General features: G+C 70.4%; 30 protein-coding genes and 2 tRNA genes. 7 read left to right on the forward strand and 25 right to left on the reverse strand.

Features of this window, described 5'->3' with window-relative positions; genetic code table 11:
• Window positions 1-549: 549 nt before the first annotated feature.
• The 15 genes from QJR14_04295 to QJR14_04365 all read right to left on the reverse strand — a co-directional run bounded on the left by QJR14_04295 (window position 550) and on the right by QJR14_04365 (window position 10807).
• Window positions 550-626, reverse strand: a tRNA-Asp gene (locus tag QJR14_04295).
• A 110-nt stretch (window positions 627-736) separates the two neighbouring features.
• The gene (locus QJR14_04300; GenBank protein ID MDI3316828.1) at window positions 737-2203 is read right to left on the reverse strand and encodes a purine/pyrimidine permease; all 1467 of its coding nucleotides are present in this window, start codon (window positions 2201-2203) and stop codon (window positions 737-739) included.
• On the reverse strand, window positions 2200-3204 hold the full coding sequence (locus QJR14_04305) for a dipeptidase (protein MDI3316829.1): 1005 nt from the start codon (window positions 3202-3204) through the stop codon (window positions 2200-2202). The genes QJR14_04300 and QJR14_04305 overlap by 4 nt, the downstream gene beginning before the upstream one ends.
• A gap of 85 nt (window positions 3205-3289) precedes the next feature.
• Entirely contained in the window at window positions 3290-3856 is a 567-nt protein-coding gene (locus tag QJR14_04310; GenBank protein MDI3316830.1) for a thymidine kinase, read from the reverse strand.
• Window positions 3857-4118: 262 nt separating this feature from the next.
• Window positions 4119-4194 (reverse strand) — tRNA-Lys (locus QJR14_04315).
• A 93-nt stretch (window positions 4195-4287) separates the two neighbouring features.
• Window positions 4288-5580, reverse strand: a complete 1293-nt coding sequence (locus QJR14_04320; GenBank protein MDI3316831.1) for an adenylosuccinate synthase — start codon at window positions 5578-5580, stop codon at window positions 4288-4290.
• Window positions 5581-5646: 66 nt separating this feature from the next.
• Window positions 5647-6975, reverse strand: a complete 1329-nt coding sequence (gene dnaB, locus QJR14_04325) for a replicative DNA helicase (GenBank protein MDI3316832.1) — start codon at window positions 6973-6975, stop codon at window positions 5647-5649.
• A 22-nt stretch (window positions 6976-6997) separates the two neighbouring features.
• Entirely contained in the window at window positions 6998-7471 is a 474-nt protein-coding gene (gene rplI / locus QJR14_04330) for a 50S ribosomal protein L9 (protein ID MDI3316833.1), read from the reverse strand.
• Window positions 7471-8430 carry a DUF2232 domain-containing protein gene (locus QJR14_04335; GenBank protein ID MDI3316834.1) on the reverse strand — a complete coding sequence of 320 codons (960 nt, stop codon included), beginning with the start codon at window positions 8428-8430 and terminating at the stop codon, window positions 7471-7473. Before QJR14_04335 ends, rplI begins: the two co-directional genes overlap by 1 nt.
• 5 nt (window positions 8431-8435) lie before the next feature.
• Window positions 8436-8804 carry a MazG-like family protein gene (locus QJR14_04340; GenBank protein ID MDI3316835.1) on the reverse strand — a complete coding sequence of 123 codons (369 nt, stop codon included), beginning with the start codon at window positions 8802-8804 and terminating at the stop codon, window positions 8436-8438.
• Window positions 8805-8882: 78 nt separating this feature from the next.
• Window positions 8883-9110 (reverse strand): 30S ribosomal protein S18, encoded by a 228-nt coding sequence (gene rpsR, locus QJR14_04345; protein ID MDI3316836.1) that lies wholly within the window; start codon window positions 9108-9110, stop codon window positions 8883-8885.
• Window positions 9111-9173: 63 nt separating this feature from the next.
• Window positions 9174-9569, reverse strand: a complete 396-nt coding sequence (gene ssb / locus QJR14_04350) for a single-stranded DNA-binding protein (GenBank protein ID MDI3316837.1) — start codon at window positions 9567-9569, stop codon at window positions 9174-9176.
• 75 nt (window positions 9570-9644) lie between these two features.
• Window positions 9645-9950, reverse strand: a complete 306-nt coding sequence (gene rpsF / locus QJR14_04355; protein ID MDI3316838.1) for a 30S ribosomal protein S6 — start codon at window positions 9948-9950, stop codon at window positions 9645-9647.
• 141 nt (window positions 9951-10091) lie between these two features.
• Entirely contained in the window at window positions 10092-10313 is a 222-nt protein-coding gene (locus QJR14_04360; GenBank protein ID MDI3316839.1) for a DUF951 domain-containing protein, read from the reverse strand.
• Complete coding sequence (locus QJR14_04365; protein MDI3316840.1) at window positions 10310-10807, reverse strand: tetratricopeptide repeat protein; 498 nt, start codon at window positions 10805-10807, stop codon at window positions 10310-10312. The genes QJR14_04360 and QJR14_04365 overlap by 4 nt, the downstream gene beginning before the upstream one ends.
• 197 nt (window positions 10808-11004) lie before the next feature.
• On the opposite strand from QJR14_04365, the gene yyaC reads away from it, so the two are divergent.
• Window positions 11005-11667 carry a spore protease YyaC gene (yyaC, locus tag QJR14_04370; protein ID MDI3316841.1) on the forward strand — a complete coding sequence of 221 codons (663 nt, stop codon included), beginning with the start codon at window positions 11005-11007 and terminating at the stop codon, window positions 11665-11667.
• Here the strand turns inward: yyaC and QJR14_04375 are convergent.
• The 10 genes from QJR14_04375 to rpmH all read right to left on the reverse strand — a co-directional run bounded on the left by QJR14_04375 (window position 11662) and on the right by rpmH (window position 18745).
• Entirely contained in the window at window positions 11662-12198 is a 537-nt protein-coding gene (locus tag QJR14_04375; protein ID MDI3316842.1) for a DUF4446 family protein, read from the reverse strand. The two genes, yyaC and QJR14_04375, sit on opposite strands and share 6 nt — an antisense overlap.
• Window positions 12199-12298: 100 nt before the next feature.
• The gene (locus QJR14_04380) at window positions 12299-12997 is read right to left on the reverse strand and encodes a DUF554 domain-containing protein (GenBank protein MDI3316843.1); all 699 of its coding nucleotides are present in this window, start codon (window positions 12995-12997) and stop codon (window positions 12299-12301) included.
• Window positions 12998-13138: 141 nt separating this feature from the next.
• Window positions 13139-14062 (reverse strand): ParB/RepB/Spo0J family partition protein, encoded by a 924-nt coding sequence (locus tag QJR14_04385; protein ID MDI3316844.1) that lies wholly within the window; start codon window positions 14060-14062, stop codon window positions 13139-13141.
• Window positions 14052-14816, reverse strand: a complete 765-nt coding sequence (locus tag QJR14_04390; GenBank protein ID MDI3316845.1) for a ParA family protein — start codon at window positions 14814-14816, stop codon at window positions 14052-14054. Before QJR14_04390 ends, QJR14_04385 begins: the two co-directional genes overlap by 11 nt.
• 10 nt (window positions 14817-14826) lie before the next feature.
• Window positions 14827-15723, reverse strand: a complete 897-nt coding sequence (locus QJR14_04395) for a ParB/RepB/Spo0J family partition protein (protein MDI3316846.1) — start codon at window positions 15721-15723, stop codon at window positions 14827-14829.
• 85 nt (window positions 15724-15808) lie between these two features.
• A complete protein-coding gene (locus QJR14_04400; protein MDI3316847.1) occupies window positions 15809-16510 on the reverse strand; it encodes a 16S rRNA (guanine(527)-N(7))-methyltransferase RsmG in 702 nt (233 codons plus the stop codon).
• A complete protein-coding gene (gene jag, locus QJR14_04405) occupies window positions 16507-17241 on the reverse strand; it encodes an RNA-binding cell elongation regulator Jag/EloR (GenBank protein MDI3316848.1) in 735 nt (244 codons plus the stop codon). The genes QJR14_04400 and jag overlap by 4 nt, the downstream gene beginning before the upstream one ends.
• A 13-nt stretch (window positions 17242-17254) precedes the next feature.
• A complete protein-coding gene (locus tag QJR14_04410; GenBank protein MDI3316849.1) occupies window positions 17255-17908 on the reverse strand; it encodes a YidC/Oxa1 family membrane protein insertase in 654 nt (217 codons plus the stop codon).
• 59 nt (window positions 17909-17967) lie between these two features.
• Window positions 17968-18213, reverse strand: coding sequence for a membrane protein insertion efficiency factor YidD (gene yidD / locus QJR14_04415; protein ID MDI3316850.1), 246 nt, complete (start codon window positions 18211-18213; stop codon window positions 17968-17970).
• 394 nt (window positions 18214-18607) lie between these two features.
• Window positions 18608-18745, reverse strand: coding sequence for a 50S ribosomal protein L34 (rpmH, locus tag QJR14_04420; GenBank protein ID MDI3316851.1), 138 nt, complete (start codon window positions 18743-18745; stop codon window positions 18608-18610).
• Between the two features lie 514 nt (window positions 18746-19259).
• Between rpmH and dnaA the strand changes: the two genes are divergently transcribed.
• The 6 genes from dnaA to QJR14_04450 all read left to right on the forward strand — a co-directional run bounded on the left by dnaA (window position 19260) and on the right by QJR14_04450 (window position 24287).
• A complete protein-coding gene (dnaA, locus tag QJR14_04425; GenBank protein MDI3316852.1) occupies window positions 19260-20627 on the forward strand; it encodes a chromosomal replication initiator protein DnaA in 1368 nt (455 codons plus the stop codon).
• 277 nt (window positions 20628-20904) lie between these two features.
• The gene (gene dnaN / locus QJR14_04430; GenBank protein ID MDI3316853.1) at window positions 20905-22080 is read left to right on the forward strand and encodes a DNA polymerase III subunit beta; all 1176 of its coding nucleotides are present in this window, start codon (window positions 20905-20907) and stop codon (window positions 22078-22080) included.
• A gap of 14 nt (window positions 22081-22094) precedes the next feature.
• The gene (locus tag QJR14_04435; protein ID MDI3316854.1) at window positions 22095-22319 is read left to right on the forward strand and encodes an RNA-binding S4 domain-containing protein; all 225 of its coding nucleotides are present in this window, start codon (window positions 22095-22097) and stop codon (window positions 22317-22319) included.
• Window positions 22309-23523, forward strand: coding sequence for a DNA replication and repair protein RecF (gene recF / locus QJR14_04440; GenBank protein ID MDI3316855.1), 1215 nt, complete (start codon window positions 22309-22311; stop codon window positions 23521-23523). The genes QJR14_04435 and recF overlap by 11 nt, the downstream gene beginning before the upstream one ends.
• Entirely contained in the window at window positions 23498-24073 is a 576-nt protein-coding gene (locus QJR14_04445; GenBank protein ID MDI3316856.1) for a DUF721 domain-containing protein, read from the forward strand. The genes recF and QJR14_04445 overlap by 26 nt, the downstream gene beginning before the upstream one ends.
• Complete coding sequence (locus tag QJR14_04450) at window positions 24054-24287, forward strand: DUF370 domain-containing protein (protein ID MDI3316857.1); 234 nt, start codon at window positions 24054-24056, stop codon at window positions 24285-24287. The genes QJR14_04445 and QJR14_04450 overlap by 20 nt, the downstream gene beginning before the upstream one ends.
• Window positions 24288-24309: the final 22 nt, after the last annotated feature.

The raw sequence follows: 24309 nt of genomic DNA on the forward strand, positions 1-24309 counted from the left end.
TGCATGTATGAGGCACGCCGCCAGCGTTCGTCCTGAGCCAGGATCAAACTCTCCACCAAAATCCCTGCTTCTCGCGGAGAGCTCGTCCTTCGCTCTCGCATTCCTTTCGCTCGCAAGGCTCCTCTCTCGCCCCGCCGGCCGCTTCGCCCTCCACCGCTCCCGCGGCGCCGGACTCCACTCCCGGCGGAGCCTCCCCCTGTGCGGTTTTCAAGGACCAAGCCCGCGCGCCTGGGTTCTCGGCCCGCTCCCGGTCTCCCGGGCATCGTGCCGTCGGCCGGCGCGCAAGTCATGAATTTAGTCGCGGTCGATTCGGCTGTCAACCTTCGTCTCGCTACCAGCTTCAGGCTCTCCAGCCGGGCCCGACCGCCCGGGCCACCCGCCGGCCCCGCGGCCGGTCGAGCGTCAGCAAGCGACACTCTAGCACCGAAGGCAGGCCGGATCAACCACTCCTTCTGCCTGATCGCGTACGGCGCGCAGGTCGTGCGCATCCTGCACGGCTTCGAGGCCGGGCGGGAATGGTCGCAACGGGTTCCTCGCGCGGAGATGAATTGGCGGTGGCGACGGGACTTGAACCCGCGATCTCCGGTGTGACAGACCGGTATGTTAACCAGCTACACCACGCCACCGGGAAAGATAGGCAGAAGGCCTAGCTGTGTGGCCGGCGCTCCGCCAGCGCATGCTGTACCGAGCGCACGCCCCATGATACACGAGCGGCGCAGCCGGTGCAATTTGTCCTTCAGCCGGCCGAATGCGGTGAGGACGGCCTCCCGCCCACCTCCGCCCGCTCGTCGCCTCGTAGCGCCGGCGACCTTCCGGGGCCGGCGGGCTCCACCGGCGGGAAGGCGCGGGCGGGGAGGAGCAGGTGGTCCAGGAGAAGGGCCACGGCCACGCCGACCACGGTGCCGTTGCCGACCAGGTAGCGCAGCGTGGGAGGGAGCGGTGCCCAGAAGCCTGCCGGGATCTGGGTGGCTCCGACACCCAGGAGCAGCGTGATGCCGATGACGAAGCCGTCGCGGGTGGAGAGCGCCAGGCGGGCGTAGTCGCGACTTCCGGCGGCGATCATCTGGGCGTTGGCGGCGAGCAGGGCACCGTAGGCGACAGGAGGCGGCAGTGCCGAGATCGCCGCGCCGAACCAGGGCAGGAGCGCCAGGATCGCCAGAAGCGCGGCGTGCAGGGCGAAGGGCAGCAGGTCCGCCACCCCGCTGACGGCGACGAAGCCGACCGAGGTTGTGAAAGGGACCGTCCCCATGGTGCCTCCCAGGCCGGCCAAGGCGGTGCCGACGCCGGTCCAGAGGAGCGCGCGGTCGGTCTGCCGGCGGGTCGGGCCGCGCCCGGTGAGAAGGCCGATGCCCGCCAGGCTGGCGACCAGGTTGGTGATGACGAAGAGGCCCACCAGAAGCGAGGTGAGGGTGACGCCGGCGTCGAAGGTGGGGCGTCCCCAGGGGAAGAGAAGCGGTCCGGGTGCGCCGCTTCCTGGGGCGGGCGTCGGCGGGGCGGCAGGCAGCCAGCCCGCGCGCGTGGCCGCCAACCAGAAGAGCCATCCGCCCGCGGTTCCGATCAGGACGCCGAGGCTGCGCAGGCTTCCTCGCGCACGCAGCGAGACCAGGACGGTGAGGCCGACGGTGAGGAGGCCGGCGGCGGCTGCGGCGGGGTGGAAGAGGGCGGGCGCGGCGGCGCCGGCGCCCGGGAGGCCCAGGAGGCCACGCAGGAAGGGGCCGGCCAGCTGGAGGCTGACCAGGATGAGGAAGCTACCCGTGACCGCGGGCGTGAAGAGCCCGAGAAGCCGCGAGAGAAGACCGCTCGCGCCGAGGACGGCGAGGAGGAGGCCCGCCGCCAGCAGGCCTCCCTCGAGGTCGGCGCGCAGTTGCGCCAGGGGGTGGCCCAGCGCGGGGAAGATCTGGCCCAGGCTGATCATGGTCGCCCACCAGATGCCGGCCGGCCCCTCCAGCAAGGGGTAGCGGTGGCCCCATAGCGCCTGGAGAAGGGAGGCCAGCCCCGCCAGGAGGAAGGTCCGGCGGGCCAATTGGGCGACTCCGGCCGCATCCAGGCCGATGGCCTGGCCGACCACCACGGGGACCGCCAGCAGACTGGCCAGGGTGAAGGCAAGCCATTGGCCGGTGTAGAGTCCGGTCCAGACGGCCCGGGAGAGCCGGCCGGCGGCCAGTCGCCGGGCGATGCCAGCCCGCGGCGAGATCTCTCTCACCTGCCCCACACCTGGCGGAAGACGCGCAGGAAGTTGCCGCCGAGGATGGCGGTCACCGCCGCCTCCCCGTAGCCCCTGCGGAGAAGCGCTTCCGTCAGGGCGGGCAGGCGGGTCACGTCCTCCAGCCCGACCGGCAGCTGCTCCGTGCCGTCGAAGTCCGAGCCGATGCCGACATGCTCGGGCCCCACCAGCGTGACCAGGTGGTCGATGTGGGCCACCACGCTCTCCAACGTCGCCGGCGTCCCCGCTTCCTCCGGCACCAGGAAGGCTGGGACGAAGGTGACCCCCACCACCCCTCCCCGCTGCGCGACCGCGCGCACCTGGTCGTCGCTCAGGTTGCGGGGGTGATCGCAGAGCGCGCGGGCGTTGGAATGGGAGGCGATCACCGGCGGGTCGCCCTGCTCCAGAAGGTCCCAGAAGCAGCCCTCCGAGAGGTGGGAGACGTCGACCACGATGCCCAGCCGGTGCATGGCGCGGACCGCCTCGCGGCCGGCGGCGGTCAGGCGGCTCCGGGTCTCGCTCTGGCCGGTGCCGTCGGCGAGGGCGTTGCGCTCGTTCCAAGTCAGGCTGGCCACGCGGACGCCGATCCGGTAGAGGACGTCGAGGAGCCCCGGATCGGAGCCGATGGCCTCCAGCCCTTCCATGCTGACGACGCCGGCCACCTTGCCCGCAGCCACTGCGGCGTCGATCTCGCCCGCGGTGGTCGCCGGGGCCAGGGTGGAAGAAGTGTCCGCGCACTCCTGCCAGAAGATGTGAAGCTTGTGAAGCACCTGGCTGAGCGTCAGACCAGGGTAGCCGGTGGGCCGTGTCCAGTGCGAGAAGAGGACGACGTCGACGCCGCCTTCCAGGAGGCGAGGCAGGTCGGCGTGACCGGAGTCGGCCCGCTCGCCGAGGTGGCGCCGTCCGGCCACCACATCCTCCAGAGTATCCTGGTGCGTATCCACCACCACCGCGCGGCGGTGGACCGCGAGTGCCTCCGCATCGATCTCGCTCTCAGGCAACGACGGGGCCCCTTTCGTGAGGGGGTGGCGGGCCGCTGGGCACCCGCCTCGGATGCAGGGGTTCGAGCGGCGGGTCCGGCTTCCTTCAGGCAAGCTGGTGGTGCCGGCGGCAGCGTGCCTCGTAGCTCTCGGCGCCGCCGACGGCGATGACGGGTGCGTCCGCCGGCGCGGGCCGTCCGTCGATCAGCCGCTGGGTGAGGACGGCGGGCTCGCCGCAGACGACGCAGACGGCCTGCAGCTTGGAGACCTCGTCGGCCATGGCCATCAGCTGGGGCATCGGGCCGAAGGGCCGTCCCGCGAAGTCCATGTCCAGGCCGGCCACGATCACCCGGAGGCCTTGCCTGACGAGCCGCTCGACGACGCCGATCAGGGCCGGCGAGAAGAACTGGGCCTCGTCGACGCCGACCACCTCGGGCCGCCGGCGATCCGCCAGCTCCAGGAGGAGTTCGCTGCGGTCCGTCGGAAGCGGCTGGGCGTCGAGGCGCTGGCCGTCGTGGCTGACCACCTGGTCCCGGCCGTAGCGCCAGTCGATGTCGGGCTTGACGAGAAGGACACCCTTCCTGGCGATGATGGCCCGTCGGAGCCGGCGGAGGAGCTCTTCGCTCTTGCCGGCGAACATGCAGCCCGTGACCACTTCGAGACGCCCGGGCATCTCGGATGGCGTGACCTCCCCAGGCAACGAGTATAGGCGAGCCGGGTGGGAACAGCCGGAGCGACCCGAAGACAGGCGCCCCCGCGAACCTGCGGGGGCTGCCTGAAACGCCTGGCCCTGCTCGATCGTCCTGTTGAGCCTCCGGAGCTTGGAACCCTGGACGCCCGCGTCGGTGGCTACGGTTTGGCCGCCGTCCCGGCGCGCGGCGGTGCGGCCCCATAGGGGTATGCGCGGCCAACGAGGCTTCCAGCCTGGCGCAAAGTGGTGGGCCCCCAGGGATTCGAACCCTGGACACCCCGATTAAAAGTCGGGTGCTCTGCCAGCTGAGCTAGGGGCCCGAAAGTGGTTCCGCCCATGGAGTATCCCGCCCTGCAACCCGGGCGGTCAAGCCGGCGGCCTCCCGCCAGCGACCGTCCGGGGGCCTCGGTTCCTCAGCCGTTCACGTCGAAGGGGTCGCTGAGGGCGAGGGTACGCTGGCGGTCGGCGCCGACGGAGACGAGGCTGACGGGGATACCCAGGCGCGCCGAGATGAAGTCAAGATAGCGCCGGGCTTCCGCAGGCAGGTCGGAGACCTGCTCGCAGGAAGCGAGCTCTTCGCTCCACCCGGTCATCTCCACGAACTCCGGGGTGCACTCCTGCAGCACGTGGACGTCGTGCGGCATCTCCGTCAGGCGGTCGGGACCGTGGCGGTAGGCGACGCAGACCCGGATGCTGCCCAGGCCGGTCAGCGTGTCGAGCTTGGTCACGGCCAGCTGGCTGATGCCGCTGACGCGGACCGCGTAGCGGAGGGCGACCAGGTCCAGCCAGCCGACGCGGCGCGGGCGGCCGGTGGTGGTGCCGTACTCGTGGCCTTTCTCGCGCAGCCACTCGGCCTGGCTGCCGTGCAGCTCCGACGGGAACGGCCCGTCGCCCACCCTGGAGCTGTAGGCCTTGGCCACGCCCAGCACCCTGTCGATGCGCGTGGGACCGACGCCGCTGCCGATGCAGGCCCCCCCCGCCGTCGGCGAGGAAGAGGTGACGTACGGGTAGGTCCCGTGGTCGATGTCCAGCAGCGTCCCCTGCGCCCCCTCGAAGAGGACGCGCTCGTTGGCGTCGATCGCCTGGTTCAGGACCAGGGAGGTGTCGCGCAGCCGCGGCCGGAGCCGCTCGCCGTAGGCGGCGTACTCCTCCACCAGCGCCTCCAGGTCGAAGGCCTTCTGGTCATAGATCCTCTCCAGCTTGCGGTTGACCTCGGGCAAGACCGTCTCCAGCCGCTCCCGGAGGTGGGCCGGGTCGAGAAGGTCCAGCGCCCGGATGCCCGAGCGGGCGAACTTGTCCATGTAGGCGGGCCCGATCCCGCGCAGCGTGGTGCCGATCCGGGCCGCTCCGCGCCGTTCTTCCTCCAGCTGGTCGAACAGCTTGTGGTACGGCATGATGAGGTGCGCGATGTCGCTGACGAGCACCTTGGACGTGTCGATGCCGCGCGACTCCAGCTCCTCCAGCTCCTGAAGCAGCGCCGGCACGTCGATCACCATGCCGTTGCCCAGGATGCTGGTCACGCCGTGCAGGACCCCCGAGGGCACGAGGTGGAGACGGAATTCCTCCCCTCGGAAGACGACGGTGTGGCCAGCGTTGGTCCCTCCCTGGTACCGCACCACCATGTCCGCGCGGGCGGCGAGGTAGTCGGTCACCTTGCCCTTGCCTTCGTCGCCCCACTGGCTTCCTACCACCACCAGTGTCGGCATGAGCCCACCCCCACCTCAGTTCCCGTTGCTGTAGCTCTGGCCAGTCCCTGCCCGCGCGCCGGGCGTTCAGCTCGTCTGCTGGCGGCGGTCGAGGCTGACGAACTTGCCGATCTCCCGCAGGAAGACGAGCTGGGCGCTCCCGACCGGCCCGTTCCGCTGTTTGGCCAGGATCAGCTCCACCACGTTGCTCGACTCCATCTCGGGGTTCTGGTAGATGAAGGTGACCACATCGGCGTCCTGCTCGATGGCGCCGGACTCGCGCAGGTCCGAGAGCTGAGGGCGCCGGTCCTGCCGCTGTTCGACCGCGCGGCTCAGCTGCGAGAGCGCCACCACGGGGACGGAGAGCTCGCGCGCCAGCGATTTGAGGCTCCGGGAGATCTCGGAGATCTCCTGCTGGCGGGACTCGGCCCGCCCTTGCGCGCGCATCAGCTGCAGGTAGTCGACCACCACCATGCCGATGTTCCGCTCCGCCTTCAGGCGTCGCGCCTTGGCGCGCAGCTCGAGGACGGAGATGTTGGGCGTGTCGTCGATGTAGATGGGCGCCTCGCTCAGGCGGCCGAGCGCCCGGGAGAGCTTGGGCCAGTCGTCGTCGTTGAGCGTGCCGGTGCGGAGGCGGACCGACGGAACCTGCGCCTCGGCGCAGAGGAGACGCTGGGCCAGCTGCTCCTTGGACATCTCCAGGCTGAAGATGGCCACCGGCACCTTGTGGCGCACGGCGGCGGTGGCCGCCATGTTCAGGCTGAGCGCCGTCTTCCCCTGGGAGGGGCGCGCGGCGACGATGATGAGCTCGGAGGGGTGCCAGCCGGAGGTCAGCCGGTCCAGGTCCGGAAAGCCGCTCGGTACCCCGATCACCTCGCCGCGGTGCGTGTAGAGCTGTTCGATCTCTTCGAACGTCTTGATGAGCACATCCCGCAGCGGTTCGTACGACCGGCTCTGGCGCCTCTGCGACACCTGGAAGATCCTGTTCTCGGCCTGGTCGAGAAGAGTCTCCACCTCTTCCCCCGAGTGGAAGACACTGGCCGAGATCTCGCTCACGGCGGTCAACAGCTGGCGCAGCATCGACTTTTCCTGGACGATGCGCGCGTGGTAGTCCACGTTGGCCGCCGTCGCCACAGAGCTGGCCAGGGAGGCGAGGTACGGTACGCCGCCGACGCGCTCCAGCTGTCCCTTCCGGCCCAGTTCGTCGGTGAGGGTGATCACGTCCACCGGTTGGCCGCGGTCGAAGAGGGAGAGCATCGCCTCGTAGATCAGCCGGTGCGCTTCTTTGTAGAAATCTTGCGGCGTCAGCACGACCGCGATGCGGACCAGGGCGTCGTGGTCCAGCAGCAGGGCGCCCAGGACCTGCTGCTCGGCCTCGATCGCCTGCGGCGGGACGCGGTCGACCGGAACGGCCATCCCCGTCAGCTCCCGGTTCTCGTCAGCTCCCGGCTCCAGCTCCTTCGGCTCCCTCGGCCACGACGTGGACGGTGCACGTGGCCACCACCTGCGGGTGGAGGCGGAGCTCGACCGCGTAGTCGCCGGCCTGTTTGATCGGCTCGGCCAGGCGGATCTGCCGGCGGTCGACGCGGATGGCCCGCTCCTTCTCCAGTGCGTCGGCGATGTCCGCCGCGGTCACGGAACCGAAGAGCTTGCCGTTCTTGCCCACGCGGACGCGCAGCGTCAGCTCGGCTCCCTCCAGCGCTTCCTGCCGCTTGCGCGCCTGCTCCAGCTCGCGCTCGGCCTGACGGCGGATCCGGTCGCGTGCCTCTTCCAGCTGGCGCAGGGCGCCCTCCGTCGCCTCCACGGCCATGCCGCGTGGCAGCAGGTAGTTCCGCGCATATCCGGGCTTGACCTCGACCAGGTCGCCGGCGCCGCCGAGCCCCGCGACCTCTTGTCGGAGAATGACCTTCATCACGACACCCCCGTGCTTCGTCGCATGTGCACGATCGATTCGAAGAGCCCCAGCCAGACGAGAACCTGGGAAAAGTACGGGTTGACCAGCAGGATGACGAGGATGAGGACCGCCAACCCCTTCGCCAGGTGCCACCGGCGGAGCCAGAAGTAAGCGAAGGCGGTGCCCTCCACCAGGAAGAGCATCTGCCCGATCAGCACCAGGTTCGCACCCGTGCTGCGCAGCAGGCCACCGGCCAACCGCTCGGAGGCCAGGCTGAGGACGAAGCCGATCCCCCACAGGCCGACGGTCCAGGTCGGCAGATCCCAGCCGGCGAAAGGCGGCAGGGTCAGCGGCGGCAGGTCCAGGCGCCTGGCCAGCGGTCCGGCCACCGCCACCAGAAGCAGGGCGTAACCGGCCCCGGCGGCCAGCACCACCCCGGGCAGGAGTTCGCCCATCAAGAGGTGGAGCTGTTGGCTCAGCTGCCGGGTGGCCTCCTCCACCTGGCCGGCCTGCATGCCGCCGGAGGCCTTGAGCAGGGCGCCCGCTTCCTCGGCGGACCGGAGCATCTGCTGCGTCAGCTGCGCGAGCAGATCCTGCCCCAGAAAGAGGCGGCTGATGGTCAGGGTGGCCAGCGTGGTCACAACCATCCCCACGGCCCCGGCACCGATCACCCACAGAGGATCTCTCCGGCTCTGCCACGCCCAACCCATACCCGCACCGAAGGCGACCAGGTCCAGCCACGTCGCCACCGCCCCCAGCGGTCCCGCCACCAGCAAGACCACCAGCGAGGCGACGGTGGCGCTCGCCAGCCCCAGGCGGGGCCCCAGCCGCACGGTGGCCACCAGCGTGGGCAGCGGGCTGAAGAGGAGCCCGAACAGGCCGACCACCGGGACCCAGCTCCCCGCCAGCACCAGAAGGACGCTCAGAACCGCCAGCAGGACCGCTTCGACCAGGGAGCGCGTCCTCGTTCCCGTCATCCCGCTCAGCCCCGCGAGGCGCGGCCGGGTGCCGTCTCGTCCGGCGAGCCCGGCCCTCCCGCTCCTGGGCGCGACTGGAGCCAAACCAGGAGGGCGCTCATATCCCCGTACCAGCGCTCCAGCTCATGAGCGCTGACCACGTTGGCACGGGCCTTGGCCGCCAGCTCCGACTCCAGCCGGCCCAGACCCAGCCCCGAGCGGCGCGCCAGGAGCGCCGAGACCAGGATGGTCTCGGCGAGCGCCGTAGCCAGCGACTCGTCGTCGCCGTCCGTCAGCGCGCGGTGAACGTCGGCCACCGTGCGGATCAACTCCGTGCGCAGCCACTCGATCGCCCTGGCGTTCCGCGCCACATCGACTCCGCCGTCCGCCGGCACCCGCCTCACTCCTCGTCGCAGGGCACCGCCTCCCGTGACCCACGGGGAGAGCGACTCCCTCCTGGTCCAGTGGCCGCCTCAGTCGACGACGAAGGGCAGGAGCGCCATGATCCGGGCGCGCTTGATGGAGCGGGTCAGCTGGCGCTGGTGACGGGCGCAGTTGCCCGTGATCCGGCGCGGCAGGATCTTGCCGCGCTCGCTCAGGTACCGGCGCAGGCGGCCCACGTCCTTGTAATCGACCATGGCGATCTTGTCGACGCAGAAGTTACAGACTTTCCTGCGGCGACGCCGGTCCTTCCGTGCCATCTCTCTCCTCCTCTCACGTCTCTCAGGTCTCTCGACGGCGGTTCGGGACGGGCAGGGACGGGCTCAGAAGGGGATGTCGTCCCCTGGGAGATCCACCTCGGTGCTGCCTTCCAGCGCCCCCGGCGGGGCCTCCCGGTCGGCGGGGCGATCGAGGAAGCGGACGGTGTCGGCCACCACCTCCGCCACGCGCCGCTTCTGCCCGTCCTGCGTCTCGTAATTCCGGATCTGGAGCCTCCCGTGGACAGCCACCAGGCGGCCTTTGCTCAGGTGGTTGGCGACCGTCTCGGCCAGGTGGCGCCAGGTGACGACGTCGATAAAGTCGGTCTCCCGCTCGCCCTGCTGGTTGGTGAACGACCGGTCGACCGCCAGGGTGAAGTTGCAGACCGCCACCCCCGTGGGCGTGTAGCGCAGCTCCGGATCCCGGACCAGTCGCCCGATGAGCACCACCACGTTCAACATGCCGATCCACCTCCGGCTGGCCGCTGGCCGCGGCCCAAGCGGCCGGCCCAGGCCGTACCGCCCGGTCGGGTCGACCTACTCTCCGTCCTTGCGCACGATCATGTGCCGGAGGACTCCCTCGGTCAGGCGAAGCTGACGGGAAAGCTCCGCGGGCACGTGCTCCGAGCTCTCGAAGGTCCAGAGCGTGTAGACGCCCTCGGCCCGACCGTCGATCGCATAGGCCAGCCGCCGCTTGCCCCAGGGATCCGTGCTCTTCAGCTCGCCGCCTTGCTGGGAGATGAGGTGCGTGATGCGCTCCTGGAGAGCCTCTGTCGCTTCCTCGCCGAGCTCGGGGTCGGTGATCACCATGAGCTCATAGGAATGTGCCAAACCCAACGCCACCTCCTTCCTCGGGCGTGGGTACCCGGCGGACCCCGCCGCGGGTGGCGCCGTGACGGTACCGGGTACGGAAGGAAATCCGCGCCAGACTGCAAGCTCCGCCCTCGGGCGGAGCCGTCCGGGTCGGCGCGCTGGCGCATTATATCACAGGCCGCTCGGGTCGTCCCCCAGCGGTGACGCCAGAATCCGTACCAGCCGCTGCTCGACCCGGCTTCGCGGCAGGAGCACCACGCGGCCGCAACCGGTGCAGCGGAGGCGGAGATCCGCGCCCGTGCGGAGGACCTCCCAGCTCGCCGAGCCGCAGGGATGCTGCCGCTTCAGCTCGATCACGTCCCCGAGGTGAAAGCGGATCGGCCCGCCTTTCATGCGAACGGCCTCCGGTCCGGGAGAAGGCCGCCCCACCCCCGGCGTCGCCACCAGGGCAGGCTCGCCTGCCGTTCCGCGCGTGCCGCCGCCTTGAGGGCCGCCACCATGCGTTCGATCTGGCCGCGCCGCTTGAAGAGGACGGCCAGGTTGTTGAAGGCGGCGACGTAGTCGGGGCGGATCTCCAGCGCTCGTCGATAGCAGCTCTCCGCTTCCTCCAGCTGACCGGCCTCGAGCGCGGCGTTTCCCCGATTGAGCCAAGCCGGGGCGCAGTCGGGATCCGTCGCCAGGACGTGGTCGAGCAGGCGCGCGGCCGCCTCGAGGCGGCCCTCCCGGAGAAGGAGGCCGGCCCACCTGCTGAGCAGGACCGGGTCCCGGGCCCCGCCGGCGCGGAGGCGCCGGATCAACAGCACCTTCGCCTCCTGCAGGCGGCCCTGCTGAATCAGGCGATCGAAGGCTTCCTCCCGCTCGGCCGACACTCCATCCTCCACGCTCACCCTCGACCTCCTCCCGAGGCGTCGGTCGGCGCCTCCCGTCGGGCTGCGTCAAGGCGAGGGGGAGGGGTGCCCCGTCCGGCCCTCCGATCGGGGGGTCGACCGCTCGCCCGTGCCCTGCGTGGCCCGGTGGGGCGGGCCCCCGGGGCGCTGAATGGCTCCCTCGCCTCGTACATACACTAATCCGTCCGCGGGAGGGGATGCACATGCGGCCGTCTCAGCCAGGCACCCGGCGTCCCTCGGTGGTCCGCGTGCGTTACACCGAGCCGGCCGCGGCCGGGGCCGTGGCGCGCGGGGTAGTCGGTTCGCTGGGCCCGTTCGTGGATTCCGGACGCCCACTCCTTTTCCTTTGCATAGGCAGCGACAGGTCGACGGGCGATGCGCTCGGGCCCCTGGTCGGCAGCAAGCTGGCCGAGGGCTGGGCCTGCGCCAGGGCTGAAGGCTTCCGTCCGCCCCTGCAGGTCGTGGGTACCCTGGACGCCCCCGTGCACGCCGCGAACCTGGTCCAGACCGTCCATGGGCTGGAGCACTCCGTCCCGCGCCCCCTGGTGGTGGCGATCGACGCCTGCCTGGGGCCGGCGGAGAGCGTGGGCACCGTAACCGTCGGCCCGGGTCCGCTCCGTCCCGGAGCCGGCGTGCGGAAGGTGTTGCCCCAGGTGGGTGACTGCTACGTCACCGGCACGGTCAACGTCGGCGGCTTCATGGAATACCTGGTCCTGCAGAACACCCGGCTCAGCCTGGTGATGGCGATGGCCACGGTGATCGCCGAGGGGATCGCCGCCGCGGTCACCCGTCTCCTCGCCGGTCACGACGAGGTCGTGCTGGGTGAGGTCGAGGCCTGTTCCTCCGATGCGGCCTTATGAGTCGCGGCCTGCCGCTGCCTCGCGCATCGAGGAGGAGAGGCCGTCGAGCGCCTGCCGGAGGGCCTCCGCCTCTTCCTCGCTCAACCGGGCGCGATCGGCCGCAGCCCCACCCTCGATCCGTTTGGCGTATGTGTAGCAGCCGCGCTCGGTCTGGATCCAGGTGAGGGTGATACCGTCGCCTTCCTCGGTGAGGAGCGCCAAGCTCTGGCTGGGGGGCGCACCGTCCTGGCCCATGGCCGGGTAGCGCTTGAGCGCGTAAGACTGGAAGCTCCGGCGCTGCCTGCGGCGCAGCTGTTCCACTTGGCGCTGGAGGCTGCTCACCTCGGTTCGGAGGCGCTCGACCTCCACGGCCATCTCCTCGAGTGCCCGCTCCAGGCGGCCCAGCTCCGTGCGGCCGAGGTCACGCTCGATCTGCAGCCGGGTTCGGCGAGACGCCCTCACCGCGACGATGGCCAGGACGAAGGCGAGGAAGGCCAGGAGGACTCCGGCCAGGGCGGCGGGTTCAAGCAGGTTCCCATCGATGGGGGGCATCGTTGCGGCTCCTTCCCTTCCTCGGCGCGTCTCCGGGTCGCGGCGATCGTACCTGTGCCGTCATTTCGTGCGCGGCCCTTCCCCGTGGCCTCGATCTGTCTCAGAGACCCAGCCCGTGCAGAAGGGGTGTCAAGGCGCCCAGCGCTACGGCGACGAGCAAGGCTGGCAACAGGTTGGCCACCCGGATCTCTGTCGCTCCCACCATGTTCAGTCCGATGGCGAGAATGAGCAAGCCTCCCGTCGCTGTCAAGGCGCGCTCAGCGCTGGTCGTGAGAAAGGCGTGGAAGGGCGCGGCGAAGAGCGCGATGCCTCCTTGGTAGACCAGGACCGCCAGGGCGGCCAGGCCCACGCTCGCCCCCATGGTCGCGGCGAGAAGGGTCGAGGTGATACCGTCCAGGATCGCCTTGGCGAAGAGGATGGAGTGGTCGCCGCGGAGACCGTCCTGGATCGCACCGACGATGGACATCGGGCCGACGATGAAGATGACGGTGGCGGTGATGAAGCCGTTCCCGTCGCCTCCCATCCTCGCGGGCAGGACCCTGCGCAGCCAGAGGCTGAAGCGCTCGAGACCCTCGTGGACGTGGAGCCATTCTCCAACGGCGGCGCCCAACGCGGTGGACAGCAGGGCCACCAGGGTCTGACCCGCGGGCAGCGCTTGGCCGAGTCCGATGAGAACCACCCCCAGGCCGACAGCCTGGAGCATCCGCCGGTGGGTTCCGTCTGCCAGAGGAGGCAGGAGGAAGGCGCCAAGAAGGGTGCCGGCGAGGATCGCCAGAGTATTGACCAGGGTTCCGATCACGGCTTGCGCGTCCTCTCTTGTCCCGGTTCCCGCCCGAGGGCGGTATTGCGATGATGGGTGGCGATGTTTCACGTGAAACAGCCGCCGCGCGGCGGCCGTCGTCCCGCGCCCAGGCCCGTCGTCCACCGATGGCTCGTCCGCCTAGCCGCCCGGTCCCCCGTCCTCTGCGAGACTCCGCCCCAGCATCAGCTCCGCCAACCGCTCCAGGTCCTCCAGGCCGAAGAAGCGGATCTCGATGGTCCCGCCCTGGGCCTGCGGCCGGATCCGGACCGGGCTTCCCAGGACGTCCTGGAGACGGTCCTGCAGCTGTTCCATCTCCGCCTGCCAGACCGGCTGTTCGCCGCCGGCCGGCGCCCGCTCCACCCGTCCCGCGCCGCCCCGCTCCCGCCGTCCTTGGCCCCCCGCCTCCTGGCGGACGCGGCGCTCCACCTCGCGGACGCTCCAGCCCTCTTCCACCGCCTGCTTCGCCAGGCGCTCGCGCTCGGCAGGGTCCTCCACCCCCAGCAGGGCTCGAGCGTGACCCTCGCTCAAGACCCGCCGCTCCACCCACTGGGCGACCGGCTCCGGGAGTTGAAGAAGACGCAGCGAGTTGGCGATGGTCGACCGGCTCTTGCCCACCCGCCGCGCCACTTCCTCCTGCGTCAAGCCCAGGTCGTGGATCAGCGTGGCGTAGGCGCGCGCTTCGTCCAGCGGGCTCAGTTCCTCCCGCTGGATGTTCTCGATCAGGGCGAGCTCCAGCATCTGGCGGTCGTCCACATCGCGGAGGATGGCGGGGATCTCCGCCAGTCCGGCCTGGCTGGCCGCCCGCCAGCGCCGCTCCCCGGCCACCAGTTCGTACCTCTCCCCGGCCCGGCGCACGATCACGGGTTCCAGCACGCCGTGCTCCTTGACCGAGGCGACCAGCTCCTGCAGCTTGGCGTCGTCCATCTGCCGGCGCGGCTGCATCGGGTTGGCCCGGATCGCCCCCACCGGCAGCAAGCGGACCTCCTCGCCCGGCCTCTGCTCCAGGCCCTCCGGGAAGAGCGCCTGAAGGCCCCGTCCCAACGCCGTCCGGTTAACCGGCACGTTCGAGCACCTCCCTCGCCAGCTCGAGGTAGACCTCCGCGCCCCGGGATTTCGGATCGTAGAGCAGGACAGGCAGTCCGTGGCTCGGCGCCTCGCTGATGCGCACGTTCCTGGGGATGACACTGCGGAAGACCTTCCGGGGGAAGTATCGCTTCACTTCCTCCGCCACCTGGATGGACAGGTTGGTCCTGCCGTCGAACATGGTCAGCACCACGCCCTCCAGCTCCAGCGCCTCGTTCAGGTTGGCGCGCACCATGCGCACGCTGTTCAGGAGCTGCGTGAGCCCCTCCAGGGCGTAGTACTCGCACTGGATCGGGATGAGCACCGAGTGGGCGGCCGTCAGGGCGTTGATGGTCAGGAGCCCGAGCGAGGGCGGGCAGTCGATGAGCACGAAGTCGTAGGCGTCCTGCTCCTTCTCCAGCGCCTTCCGGAGCCGCGACTCCCGGGCCATCATGTTGACCAGCTCGATCTCGGCCCCGGCCAAGTCGATGTTGGCCGGCACGAGGAAGAGCCCGTCCACCGGCGTCGGCCGCACGGACGCCCCCAGCTCCGCCTGGCCGATCAGGGCGTCGTAGATGTTGGGCCGGCTCCCTTCCTTGTCCACGCCCAGACCGCTCGTGCTGTTCCCCTGCGGGTCGATGTCCACCAGAAGGACCCTCTGGCCAAGCTGCGCGAGGCCGGCGCCCAGGTTCACAGCCGTCGTGGTCTTGCCCACCCCGCCCTTCTGATTGGCCACCGCGATCACCCGGGCCATGAGCCGCCGATCATTCCCTCCGCGCTGCCTTGCCGGGCAGGTTCTGCACCGCTCTGTCAGGAACCGTCTTTCCCGCCACGGGTACGGGCCGCTTGGAGATGCGCACCCGCACCTCCAGCTCTTCGCCCAGGTCCACTTCCTCCAGGCGGGTGGCCACACCTGCCGCCTGGAGGTGATTGACCGCCTGCCGGAAGGTATTGAGGAAGATCCGGATGTCCTTGATCACGCGAACCTGCCGCCGCCCGGGGTTGGTCGGCGGGCGCTGGCCCGAGGCGGCCACCAGCTGCTCCACCCAACGTTCGGTCTCCTGGACGGTCAGGTCGGCCTCCACGATCTTCTCCAGGACCTCCATCTGGAGCTGCTCGTCCTCTATGCGGAGGAGCGCCCGTGCATGGCGCTCGCTCACCACGTCCCGCCGCCGGAAGATCTCGCGGCGCACGGCTTCGGGCAGATGAAGGAGGCGCAGGCGGTTGGCCACGGTGCTCGGGCTCTTCCCGATCCGCGCCGCCAGCTCGCTCTGGCGCAGATGGAAGTCCTCGATCAGCTCGCGGTAGCCCTCCGCCTCCTCCAGGAAGTGGAGGTTCTCCCGCTGCAGGTTCTCCACCAGGCTGAGCACCGCCGCGCGCCGGTCGTCGGCTTCCATCACCACGGCGGGGATGCGCTCCAGCCCGGCCATCCGGGCCGCCCGCCAGCGGCGTTCCCCCGCCACCAGCTCGTACGCACCCCCGACCGGCCGGACGACCACCGGCTGCAACAGCCCGTTTTCGCGGATCGACTCCGAGAGCTCCTGCAGCGCTTCGCTGCCAAAGTGGCGCCTGGCTTGATACGGGCTCGGGCGCACTTGGTCGACGGGCACCTCGAGCCACCGCTCTACCGACGAACCCCCGACGCCCATGCGCCGCCTCACCTCCGGCGGCGCCCTCCTTCCACGCCGCGGCTTTTCGCTCCTTCCCGCCAAGCGCCGCGGCTGTCGGCGCGCCCCTCCCGGTCCGTCAGCCCTCGGCCCGAAAGACCAGGAGTCGCCGGATCTCGCCACCCCTCGGCAGGCGCGCCTCCACCACCCGCACCAGCTCGAGGCGCTCCCGCCGCAGCGAGGCCCGGGCCTCCTGCAGTTCCTGCTCCGCCCCCGGCCCCTTGTAAGCGAAAAAAAGCCCTCCCGGTCGCTCCGGAAGAGCTGCCACCCAGGGTACCAACCGTCGGAGGGGGGCCACCGCCCGCGCCGTCACCCGGGCGAATCGTCCCGGCCACACGGCGTCGTGGTCGAGCGGCCGCCAGGTCCGCCTGTCCTCCGCGCGCCCCCAGACCACGTGCACCCGGCCGCCGACCCCCAGCGCGGAGGCCTCGCGTGCCAGAAAGGCGGCCTTCTTGCGCGTCGCCTCCAGCAGCCACCAGCGGCGATCCGGCTCCGCCAGCGCCAGGGCCAGGCCGGGGAAGCCGCCGCCGGATCCCACGTCCACCGCCTCACCCTCGCCGGCCCATTCCGGCGCCGAGAGAGCCAGAAGGGAGTCAAGGATGTTCCGGCGCAGGTTTTCCTCCGTCCCGGCGACACCGGAGACAGCCCAGCGTTCCGCCTCGGCCGCCACGTCCTCCCCCAGGCGGACCAGCGCCGCGGTCTGCTCCCCGGGAAGTGAGACGCCCCACTCCTCCAGCCACTGTTTCAAGAGCGCCACGTGCTCACCGGCCGCCTCGCTCACGACCCTGTCGCAGCACCCTTCCTGCGGGCGTCGCCACCCGCGTGGCGGCGCCTGTGCAGCCGCCGGGCCGGTTCGCTTCCCTTGGCCGCCTGCTCCCTCCCCGCCGCCGCGCCGGCGGGCTCCACCACGACGAAGCGACGCGGCTCCTCACCCTCGCTGTGGGTCCGTACCCGCGCATCGCCCTCCAGCGCCAAGTGGACCAGCCGGCGCTCCGCTGCCGGCATGGGCGGCAGCTGTATGGGCTTCCCGCTCTCCACCGCCTGCTCGGCCGCCTGGCGCGCCATCCGCTTGAGGTGGACGCTTCTCCGCTCGCGGTACTGGACCGCGTCCAGGACCAGCGGCGTCCTGTCCCCGGAGGCCTGGGTGGCCACCGTGTTGGTCAGTGTCTGGAGCGCATCCAGCGTCTGCCCGTGGAAGCCGATCAGCTCGCCTGCATCCCGTCCCCGCAGCTGCAGAACGATCCGCTCCTCCTCCCGGACCACCACCACCGAGGTCCCCGTGCAACCGTAGAGCAGGGCGACCCGCGAGAGGAAGCGCTGGGCGGCGAGCGCCTTGTCCATGGCCAGCGTCAGCCGGACACGGGCCTGCTTGGCATCGCCCGGCGCGGCCGTTCCGCCGTCCGCGCCCGGCTCCTCCAGAACCTCTACCTTCACGTCCCGGTGTCCTACGCCACCCAATCGAATCAGGCCGATGGAGACCGCCTCGTCCACGCTCGGCGCCGTCACTTCCACCGACCGCAAAGGCTCATCCCCTCTCCGTCGTACGCTTGACCACCCGAGGCACCATCGCCGCCTGGAAGACGCTGAAGATGTTGGAGACGACGAAGTAGAGGCCCAGCCCCGCAGGCAGGTTGAGGGTGATCCAGCCCATCAGGAGCGGCATCAGGTACATCATCATGCGCTGCTGCTGACCTGCCTGGCCCGACATCCCCGGCGAGTTGCGCAGCATCACCCAGCTCTGCAGGAAGGTCGTCAGAGCTGTCAGGATCGGAAGCACGTAGAACGGATCCGGGCGGGACAGCGCGCTGATCCAGAGGAAGGAGGCGTGCGAGAAGTCGAACCGGCGCAGCGTCTCATAGAGCGCCCAGAGGATGGGCAACTGCAGGAGCAACGGGAAGCAGCCGGACGCGGGGTTCACCCCGTGCTCCCGCCAGAGCTTCATCGTCTCTTCGTTCAGCTTCTGGGGGTTGTTCTTGTACTTCTTTTGCAGGTCGGCCAGTTTCGGCTGGAGGTCCTGCATCTTGCGCGAGGAGACCATGGACGGCCAGGTGGCCGGCCAGAGGATCCCGCGGACCAGCAGGGTCAACAGGACGATGCCGACGCCGTAGCTGCCGGCCACGGAGGCCAGGAATGTCAGCGCCGCCCGGAAAGCCTCGAGCAACGCGTCCCAGACTGCCAACCAGAAACCTCCTTACGAGGAAGGGCGCTCCATGCGCCACCTCCCGGGGGACGACGCCCTCAGGGCACGGGATCGTAACCGCCCGGCGACCAGGGTCCGCACCGGACCACGCGCCAAGCCGCCAGCGCGGATCCCTTCGCGGCGCCGTGCTTCTGGACTGCCTCCACCGCGTACTCCGAGCAGGTGGGCGTGAACCGACAGCTCGGAGGTTTGAGCGGCGAGATCCATCTCTGGTAGAAGCGGATGGCGCCTACCAGGAGTTTCTGAGCCCTGCCGCTCACTCGACGGGTCCCGGCTGCGAGCATCTGTCCTCGCCCTCGTCTCCCCACAGTTGCAGTGCGCTGAAGAGCCTCGCCATCTCCGCTGCAAAGCCCGGATAAGACATCTCGCGGGTAGCCCGACGGCCCACGATGACGATATCGTGACCCGGCCGCACCCGGTGCCACGAGCGCCGGGCCCACTCCCGCAGCCGCCTGCGCACCCGGTTGCGAGCGGCTGCCCGGCCGATACGCGAGCTGACCACGATACCGAGCCGGCTGACCTCCAGCTCATTAGGCACAGTGTACACCACGGCCGGCCGGCCAACGACCTGTATGCCGCAGTCAAAAACGCGCCGGAACTGCTCCCGGCGCACGATCCTCTCCACCCTGCGGAGCGTGGCCCGACCAGGCGACCCCCACGGGCCGCGCCCGCCCTCCTTCAACTCACGGTCAGGCGATGGCGGCCCTTGGCCCGCCGCCGCCGCAGAACCTCCCGGCCGCCCCGCGTCCGCATCCGCGCACGGAAGCCGTGGACCCGACGCCGGTGCAACCTCTTGGGCTGGTACGTCCTCTTCATGTCGTTCCACACCTCCGACCTCCTCGGCAGGGATCCCGGGAGGCGAACCGAACCTGGTTCGTATCGCAGACGCGGGACTCGCCGCGCACCGCAAGGTCCCCGGCAGGATCGAGACGGGTTCCCGCCTGCCGAGCCGGCTTCAGGCCGCGCGCATTATAGGCGAACGCATGTGGGCGAGTCAAACGCCGCTCGGCAAGTCCGAACCCTTCTGGCGGGCGGAGACGGAAACGGGCCGGCCTTGCCTGCCAGAGGCTCCTCTGCTAGCGTGGGGAAGCCGACCTGGCGGGACGGGCTCGTGATGCCGCTGGTTGTATGCACAGGCTGTGGACACCTCTGTTGATAACATGTGCCTACCGCATACGGTGACATAACCATGCAGCACCCGCGCCTGATCCGTTTACTTCGGCAGGTCCGGTTCAGCCGACCACTCCAGCGCCGCATAGGTGCGAAGGCCGTCCGCGCGACCGTCCCCGGCTCGTGGCGGCGATTGCCCATCCAGACGGGGGTTGGCAAGATGCAGTCGCTCGCACAGGTATGGACGCAGGCGGTACATAACCTCGAGGAGAGCGTCCCGGCCCCGACATTCCACTTCATCCGCGAGACCGAGCCCATCGCGCTGCACGACGACACGCTGATCCTCGCCGTGCGAAACAGCTTCACCCGGGATTACCTGCAGGATCACGTGGCCATGCTCCTCCAACGCCAGCTCACCGACCTCCTGCAGCGCGAGGTCCGTCTCGAGTTCGTCGTGCCGCCGGAGGGCGCGGGCGAGCGGCCCGAGCCCTCCCCGGAGGACGAGGTGGCCGTGGCGCTCTCGGCGGCGGTCCAGGCGCACGTCGCCCAGACGGGAGGTGTGGTGGGCCAGCCCCTGAATCCCCGGTACACCTTCCAGACCTTCGTCGTCGGCAGCTCCAACCGTCTGGCCCATGCCGCCTCCCTGGCCGTGGCGGATGCGCCCGCCAGGGCGTACAACCCGCTCTTCATCTACGGGGGGGCGGGTCTCGGCAAGACCCACCTGATGCAGGCGGTCGCCCACCGGACCCTGGAGAGGCATCCGGGGATCCGGGTCGCCTACGTCTCCTCCGAAACCTTCGCCAACGAGCTGATCAACGCGATCCGTGACCGCAGGACGGTGGAATTCCGCAACCGCTACCGGAATGTGGATGTCCTGCTGGTGGACGACATCCAGTTCCTGGCAGGCAAGGAGAGCACGCAGGAAGAGTTCTTCCACACCTTCAACGCCTTGCACGAGGCCGACCGCCAGATCATCGTCTCCTCGGATCGGCCGCCCAAGGAGATTCCGACCCTGGAGGAGCGGCTCCGTTCGCGGTTCGAGTGGGGCCTGATCTCCGACATCCAACCGCCGGATTTCGAGACCCGGCTGGCCATCCTCCGTGCCAAGGCCGCGGCGGACAAGCTCGAGATCGACGACGCCATCCTCACCTACATCGCGGAGAACATCCGCACCAACATCCGCGAGCTGGAGGGGGCCCTGATCCGGCTGGTGGCCTATACCTCCTTCAAGCACCTGCCGCTCACCCTCGACGTGGCCAAGGAGTCGCTTCAGGACTTCGTCGCCCCGCGACCGGAGAAGCTGATTACCATCGACGCGATCCAGAAGGTGGTGGCCGACTACTACAACCTCGACCCCCAGGAGATGAAGGTGCACAAGCGGACCCGGGCGGTGGCCTACCCGCGCCAGATCGCCATGTACCTGTGCAGGAAGCTGACCGACGCCTCCTTGCCGAAGATCGGCGAAGCCTTCGGTGGGCGCGACCACACCACCGTGCTCCACGCCTGCAACAAGGTGGAGGCCGACGTCCGGCGCGACCCGGCGCTGGCCTCGACCATCGACCACCTGATCCGCCAGATCCGCGCGTGATCCGTCCGCTCCGGCACCCTTGGGGACGAACTGTGGGGAAGCGTGGGGAGAGGCTGTGGACGAGATGGGGAGGAGAGGAGAGGGTCCGCTTCCTGGTGGACAGAGTGGAGAAGTTCTCCCCCGCATCCACAGGTTGTCCACAGCCCGGAATGAGGGCCAACGAGGGCTCGGACCCGCTTTCCACATCTCCACAGCCCTTACGACTACGTCTACGAAGCAGGTTCCATAGTACGAAGCGGTTTCATTCGAGTCAGCAACATCGAAGGAGGTCCGACCGGTGCGATTCCGTCTCGCCCAACCCGTCTTCGCCAGGCTTCTCCAGGCCGCCAGCCGCATCGTCCCGTCCCGGAGTCCCCTGCCCATCGCTTCGGGTGTCCTGCTCCACGCCCGGGACGGATGGTTGGAGGTGACCGCCACCGACCTGGAGATGAGCGCCACCCTCGGCATTCCGGCCGGCGTGGAAGAGCCGGGGGAGGCGGTCCTGCCGGCGCGCTTCCTGACCGACCTGGTGCGGCGGGCTCCCGCCACCGACCTGGAGCTCTCCAGCTCCGGAGAGGCGCTTGCGCTCCGCCTGGCCTGGCCCGATGCCGACTTCGTCATCCAGGGCATGAGCCCCGAGGAGTTTCCGCGACCCGGGGCCTTCCCCGAAGGGGCGGCCTCCGTCTCCGTCCCCGGCGCGGCCCTCGCCCGGGCGGTTCGCCGGACGGTCTTCGCGGCCTCGCAGGACCAGGCGAGGCCGATCCTGACCGGCATCCTGCTCGAGCTGGGGAGAGCCCGGATCACCGCCATGGCTACCGATGGCTTCCGCATCGCGCGCCAGGAGGTCTTCCAGGAGGCGGCCGAGGAGGGAGGCGCGGAGGAGTCAGCCGCGGCCTCGGCTCCAGCCGAGGCCGCGGGAGCTGCGCCGGGCGACTTCGGCGCGCTGGTGGTCCCGGCCAGGAGCTTGGACGTCCTGGTGAGCCTTGGCGAGACGGAGGAAGAGATCCAGGTGGCCAGCGACGGGACGCGCCTGCACGCCAGAGGGAAGGGTTTCCACTTCGTGGCCTCCCTTCTCCAGGGAAGCTATCCCCAGGTGCTGGCGGCGGTCCCGGCTCACTTCCCATCCACCTGGCAGCTGGACCGCCAGGAGCTCCTGGACGCCTGCGAGCGGGTGGCACTGCTGGGGAGCGGCAGGGAGCAGGCACCGCTCAAACTCCAGTTCGGGGATGGGCGGTTGGTGGTCACTGCCGACGCACCGGAGCTGGGGCGGGCGCGGGAGGCGCTTCCTCCGCTGGAGGAGGGGGAGCCGCTGGAGATCGCCTTCAACCCGCGCTTCTGGATGGAGGGGCTGAAGGCGCTGGAGGGGGAGCGCGTGCAGGTGGAGATGAGCGGGCCGCTCTCGGCCGCTCGGCTGCGCGATCCCGAGGACAGCTCCTTCTTCTACGTGGTGATGCCCATGAGGACCGCGAGCTGAGCCGGGGCGAGGTCATGCGGAAGGTTTCGGTGGAGCGGCTGCCCATCGAGCTGGGGGCCTTCCTGAAGCGGGCGGGGATGGCGGAGACGGGCGGGGAGGCCAAGCGGCTGATCCAGGCCGGCCGGGTGCGGGTGAACGGGCAGCCCGAGCTGCGCCGCGGGAGGAAGCTGTCCCCGGGCGACCGCATTCTCGTCGAGCGGGAGGACGGCGGAAGCGAGGAGCTGCTCGTTGCGGATTGAGCGACTGTTCCTGGCCGACTTCCGCAACTACGCCAGCCTGGACTGGCGCCCGTCACCGGGCGTCGACGTGCTCGTCGGCCCCAACGGCGCGGGCAAGACGAATCTTCTCGAGGCCGCCTTCCTCGTGCTCTCGGGCCGCTCGCCGCGGGCGCGGGCGGAGTCGGAGATGGTGCGTGAGGGCTGCACCGAGACGCGGGTCGGCGCCGAGGTGGAAGTGGGGGGCCGCCGCTCGACCGTGGGCGTCCGGCTCTCCCCGGAGGCGAAGCAGGTCGAGGTGGACGGGCGTCCGGTGACACGGCTGGGGGAGCTCGCCTTCCGCACGCCGGTGGTCCTCTTCCGGCCGGAGGACTTGCTGCTCGCCCAGGGGCCGGCCAGCGTGCGACGACGCTTCCTGGACGAGGTCGGGCGGGCGTGGAGCCGCTCGTACGACGCCTCCCTGGAGGCGACGCGGAAGGCGCTCGGGCAGCGGAACGCCCTCTTGCGGCGGCTGGGGGCCGGCGCCTCGACGAAAAGCGCCGCCCTGCTGCTGGAAAGCTGGGACGAGGCCTTCGTGGCGGCCGCCGCCGGCCTCCTCCGCCGGCGCCTGGCCCTGCTGGCCGAGCTGGTCCCCGCGCTGCGCCGGCTCCATGCAGCGCTCTCCGGCAACGACGCGCTGGAGGTCCGCTACGCCTCGTCGGTCCCGGAGCTGGGACGGCGGATCGCGGCGGGCGGGGCGCCGACGGCCCGGGAGGCGCCGGAGACGGACGAGCTCCTCCGGCAGGCCCTGCGTGAGGCGCTGCAGGCGAGGCTGGCCGAGGAGCTGGCCAGGGGCTTCACCCTGGTCGGGCCGCACCGGGACGACCTCCGCCTGCTCCTGGCCGGGCGCGACCTGCGCTCCTACGGTTCGCAGGGGCAGCAGCGGACGGTGGCGGTGGCGCTGCGCATGGCCCAGTTCGTCCTCCTGCGCCAGCGCCTGGGCGAGTCACCGCTCCTGCTCCTGGACGACGTCTTCTCCGAACTGGATGGCGAAAGGCGGCAGCGCCTGCTGCAGCTGCTCCTCCCGGACGTCGAGCAGGCCTGGCTGACGGTGGCGGAAGAGCGCCAGGCCGGAGCGGGGGGCTCGCTGCTGGAGATTGCGGGGAGTGAAAGAGTAAAATGGTTTCGCGTCTTTTCAGGCTCGCTCAGCGAGGTGCCCGCCGGTGACCGATCGCCGTCCGCCCGCTGAGCTGGGCGCCGTCCTGGCCGACCTGGTGAGGCGGCTGGGCGTGAGCAAGCGGATCGAGGCCTACCGGGCCCTCGACCTCTGGCCGGAGGTCGTGGGGCCGGTGCTCGCCCGTCATTCGCGGGCCGAAGGGATCGAGTTCGCGGTGCTCCGCGTCGAGGCGGAGAACGGCAGCTGGGCCACCGAGCTCGCCTTCCACAAGAGCGCCATCCTGCGCGAGCTGCAGCGCAGAGGCGTGCGCGGTATCCGATCCCTGCGCGTCGACGTCTCGCCTGCCTGGCACGACGGCGCCGCGGACGAGGAAGCCGGGGACGGCCGGGTGGTCTCCTCCCCGACCCAGGGAGAGCTTCTTCCGGAGGCAGCCGCTGCGCTGCGGGAGCTGGAGGCTGCGGGCGTGGATCGCCAGCTGATCGACCGCTGGCGGCGGCTGGTCAGCGCGCAGCTGCGCAGGAGGGAGCGCCTGGCGGCGGCGCGGGCGGGCGCTGGCGGCGAAAGGGGACGGGCGTCACGTGATTCTGGACCTGGGAGACGGGATGACGGTCTGGGCGCGTGATCTGGTCTTGATCCTGGACGCCGCCTGCGCCCGGGGGTCGCCCGACTTCCGGAGGATGGTCGAGGCGCACCGGCGCCGCGGACGGCTGGTCCAGGCGCAGGCGCAGGCGCCAAAGAGCTATGTGCTGACCGCGGAGGGCGTGCTCTACGCCTCGGTTCTCTCCAGCGCGGCGCTCCGCGCGCGCCTGGAGAGGGGCGTGCGCGGAGCCGTCTGAGGAGACGGTGGAGAAGGCGGAG

Source organism: Bacillota bacterium (assembly GCA_029961055.1).
GTDB lineage: Bacteria > Bacillota > Sulfobacillia > JAIMAT01 > JAIMAT01 > JAIMAT01.

Bases quoted from the DNA above. Each gene is read 5' to 3' on its own strand.
- rplI (MDI3316833.1), bottom strand. From the start codon at position 7,471: ATGAAGGTCATTCTCCGACAAGAGGTCGCGGGGCTCGGCGGCGCCGGC.
- QJR14_04375 (MDI3316842.1), bottom strand. From the start codon at position 12,198: ATGCCCCCCATCGATGGGAACCTGCTTGAACCCGCCGCCCTGGCCGGA.
- QJR14_04360 (MDI3316839.1), bottom strand. From the start codon at position 10,313: ATGAAAGGCGGGCCGATCCGCTTTCACCTCGGGGACGTGATCGAGCTG.
- QJR14_04310 (MDI3316830.1), bottom strand. From the start codon at position 3,856: ATGCCCGGGCGTCTCGAAGTGGTCACGGGCTGCATGTTCGCCGGCAAG.
- dnaA (MDI3316852.1), top strand. From the start codon at position 19,260: ATGCAGTCGCTCGCACAGGTATGGACGCAGGCGGTACATAACCTCGAG.
- QJR14_04450 (MDI3316857.1), top strand. From the start codon at position 24,054: ATGACGGTCTGGGCGCGTGATCTGGTCTTGATCCTGGACGCCGCCTGC.
- rpsR (MDI3316836.1), bottom strand. From the start codon at position 9,110: ATGGCACGGAAGGACCGGCGTCGCCGCAGGAAAGTCTGTAACTTCTGC.
- QJR14_04390 (MDI3316845.1), bottom strand. From the start codon at position 14,816: ATGGCCCGGGTGATCGCGGTGGCCAATCAGAAGGGCGGGGTGGGCAAG.
- yidD (MDI3316850.1), bottom strand. From the start codon at position 18,213: ATGCTCGCAGCCGGGACCCGTCGAGTGAGCGGCAGGGCTCAGAAACTC.
- dnaB (MDI3316832.1), bottom strand. From the start codon at position 6,975: ATGGCCGTTCCGGTCGACCGCGTCCCGCCGCAGGCGATCGAGGCCGAG.
- rpmH (MDI3316851.1), bottom strand. From the start codon at position 18,745: ATGAAGAGGACGTACCAGCCCAAGAGGTTGCACCGGCGTCGGGTCCAC.
- ssb (MDI3316837.1), bottom strand. From the start codon at position 9,569: ATGTTGAACGTGGTGGTGCTCATCGGGCGACTGGTCCGGGATCCGGAG.
- QJR14_04435 (MDI3316854.1), top strand. From the start codon at position 22,095: ATGCGGAAGGTTTCGGTGGAGCGGCTGCCCATCGAGCTGGGGGCCTTC.
- yyaC (MDI3316841.1), top strand. From the start codon at position 11,005: ATGCACATGCGGCCGTCTCAGCCAGGCACCCGGCGTCCCTCGGTGGTC.
- QJR14_04320 (MDI3316831.1), bottom strand. From the start codon at position 5,580: ATGCCGACACTGGTGGTGGTAGGAAGCCAGTGGGGCGACGAAGGCAAG.
- QJR14_04335 (MDI3316834.1), bottom strand. From the start codon at position 8,430: ATGACGGGAACGAGGACGCGCTCCCTGGTCGAAGCGGTCCTGCTGGCG.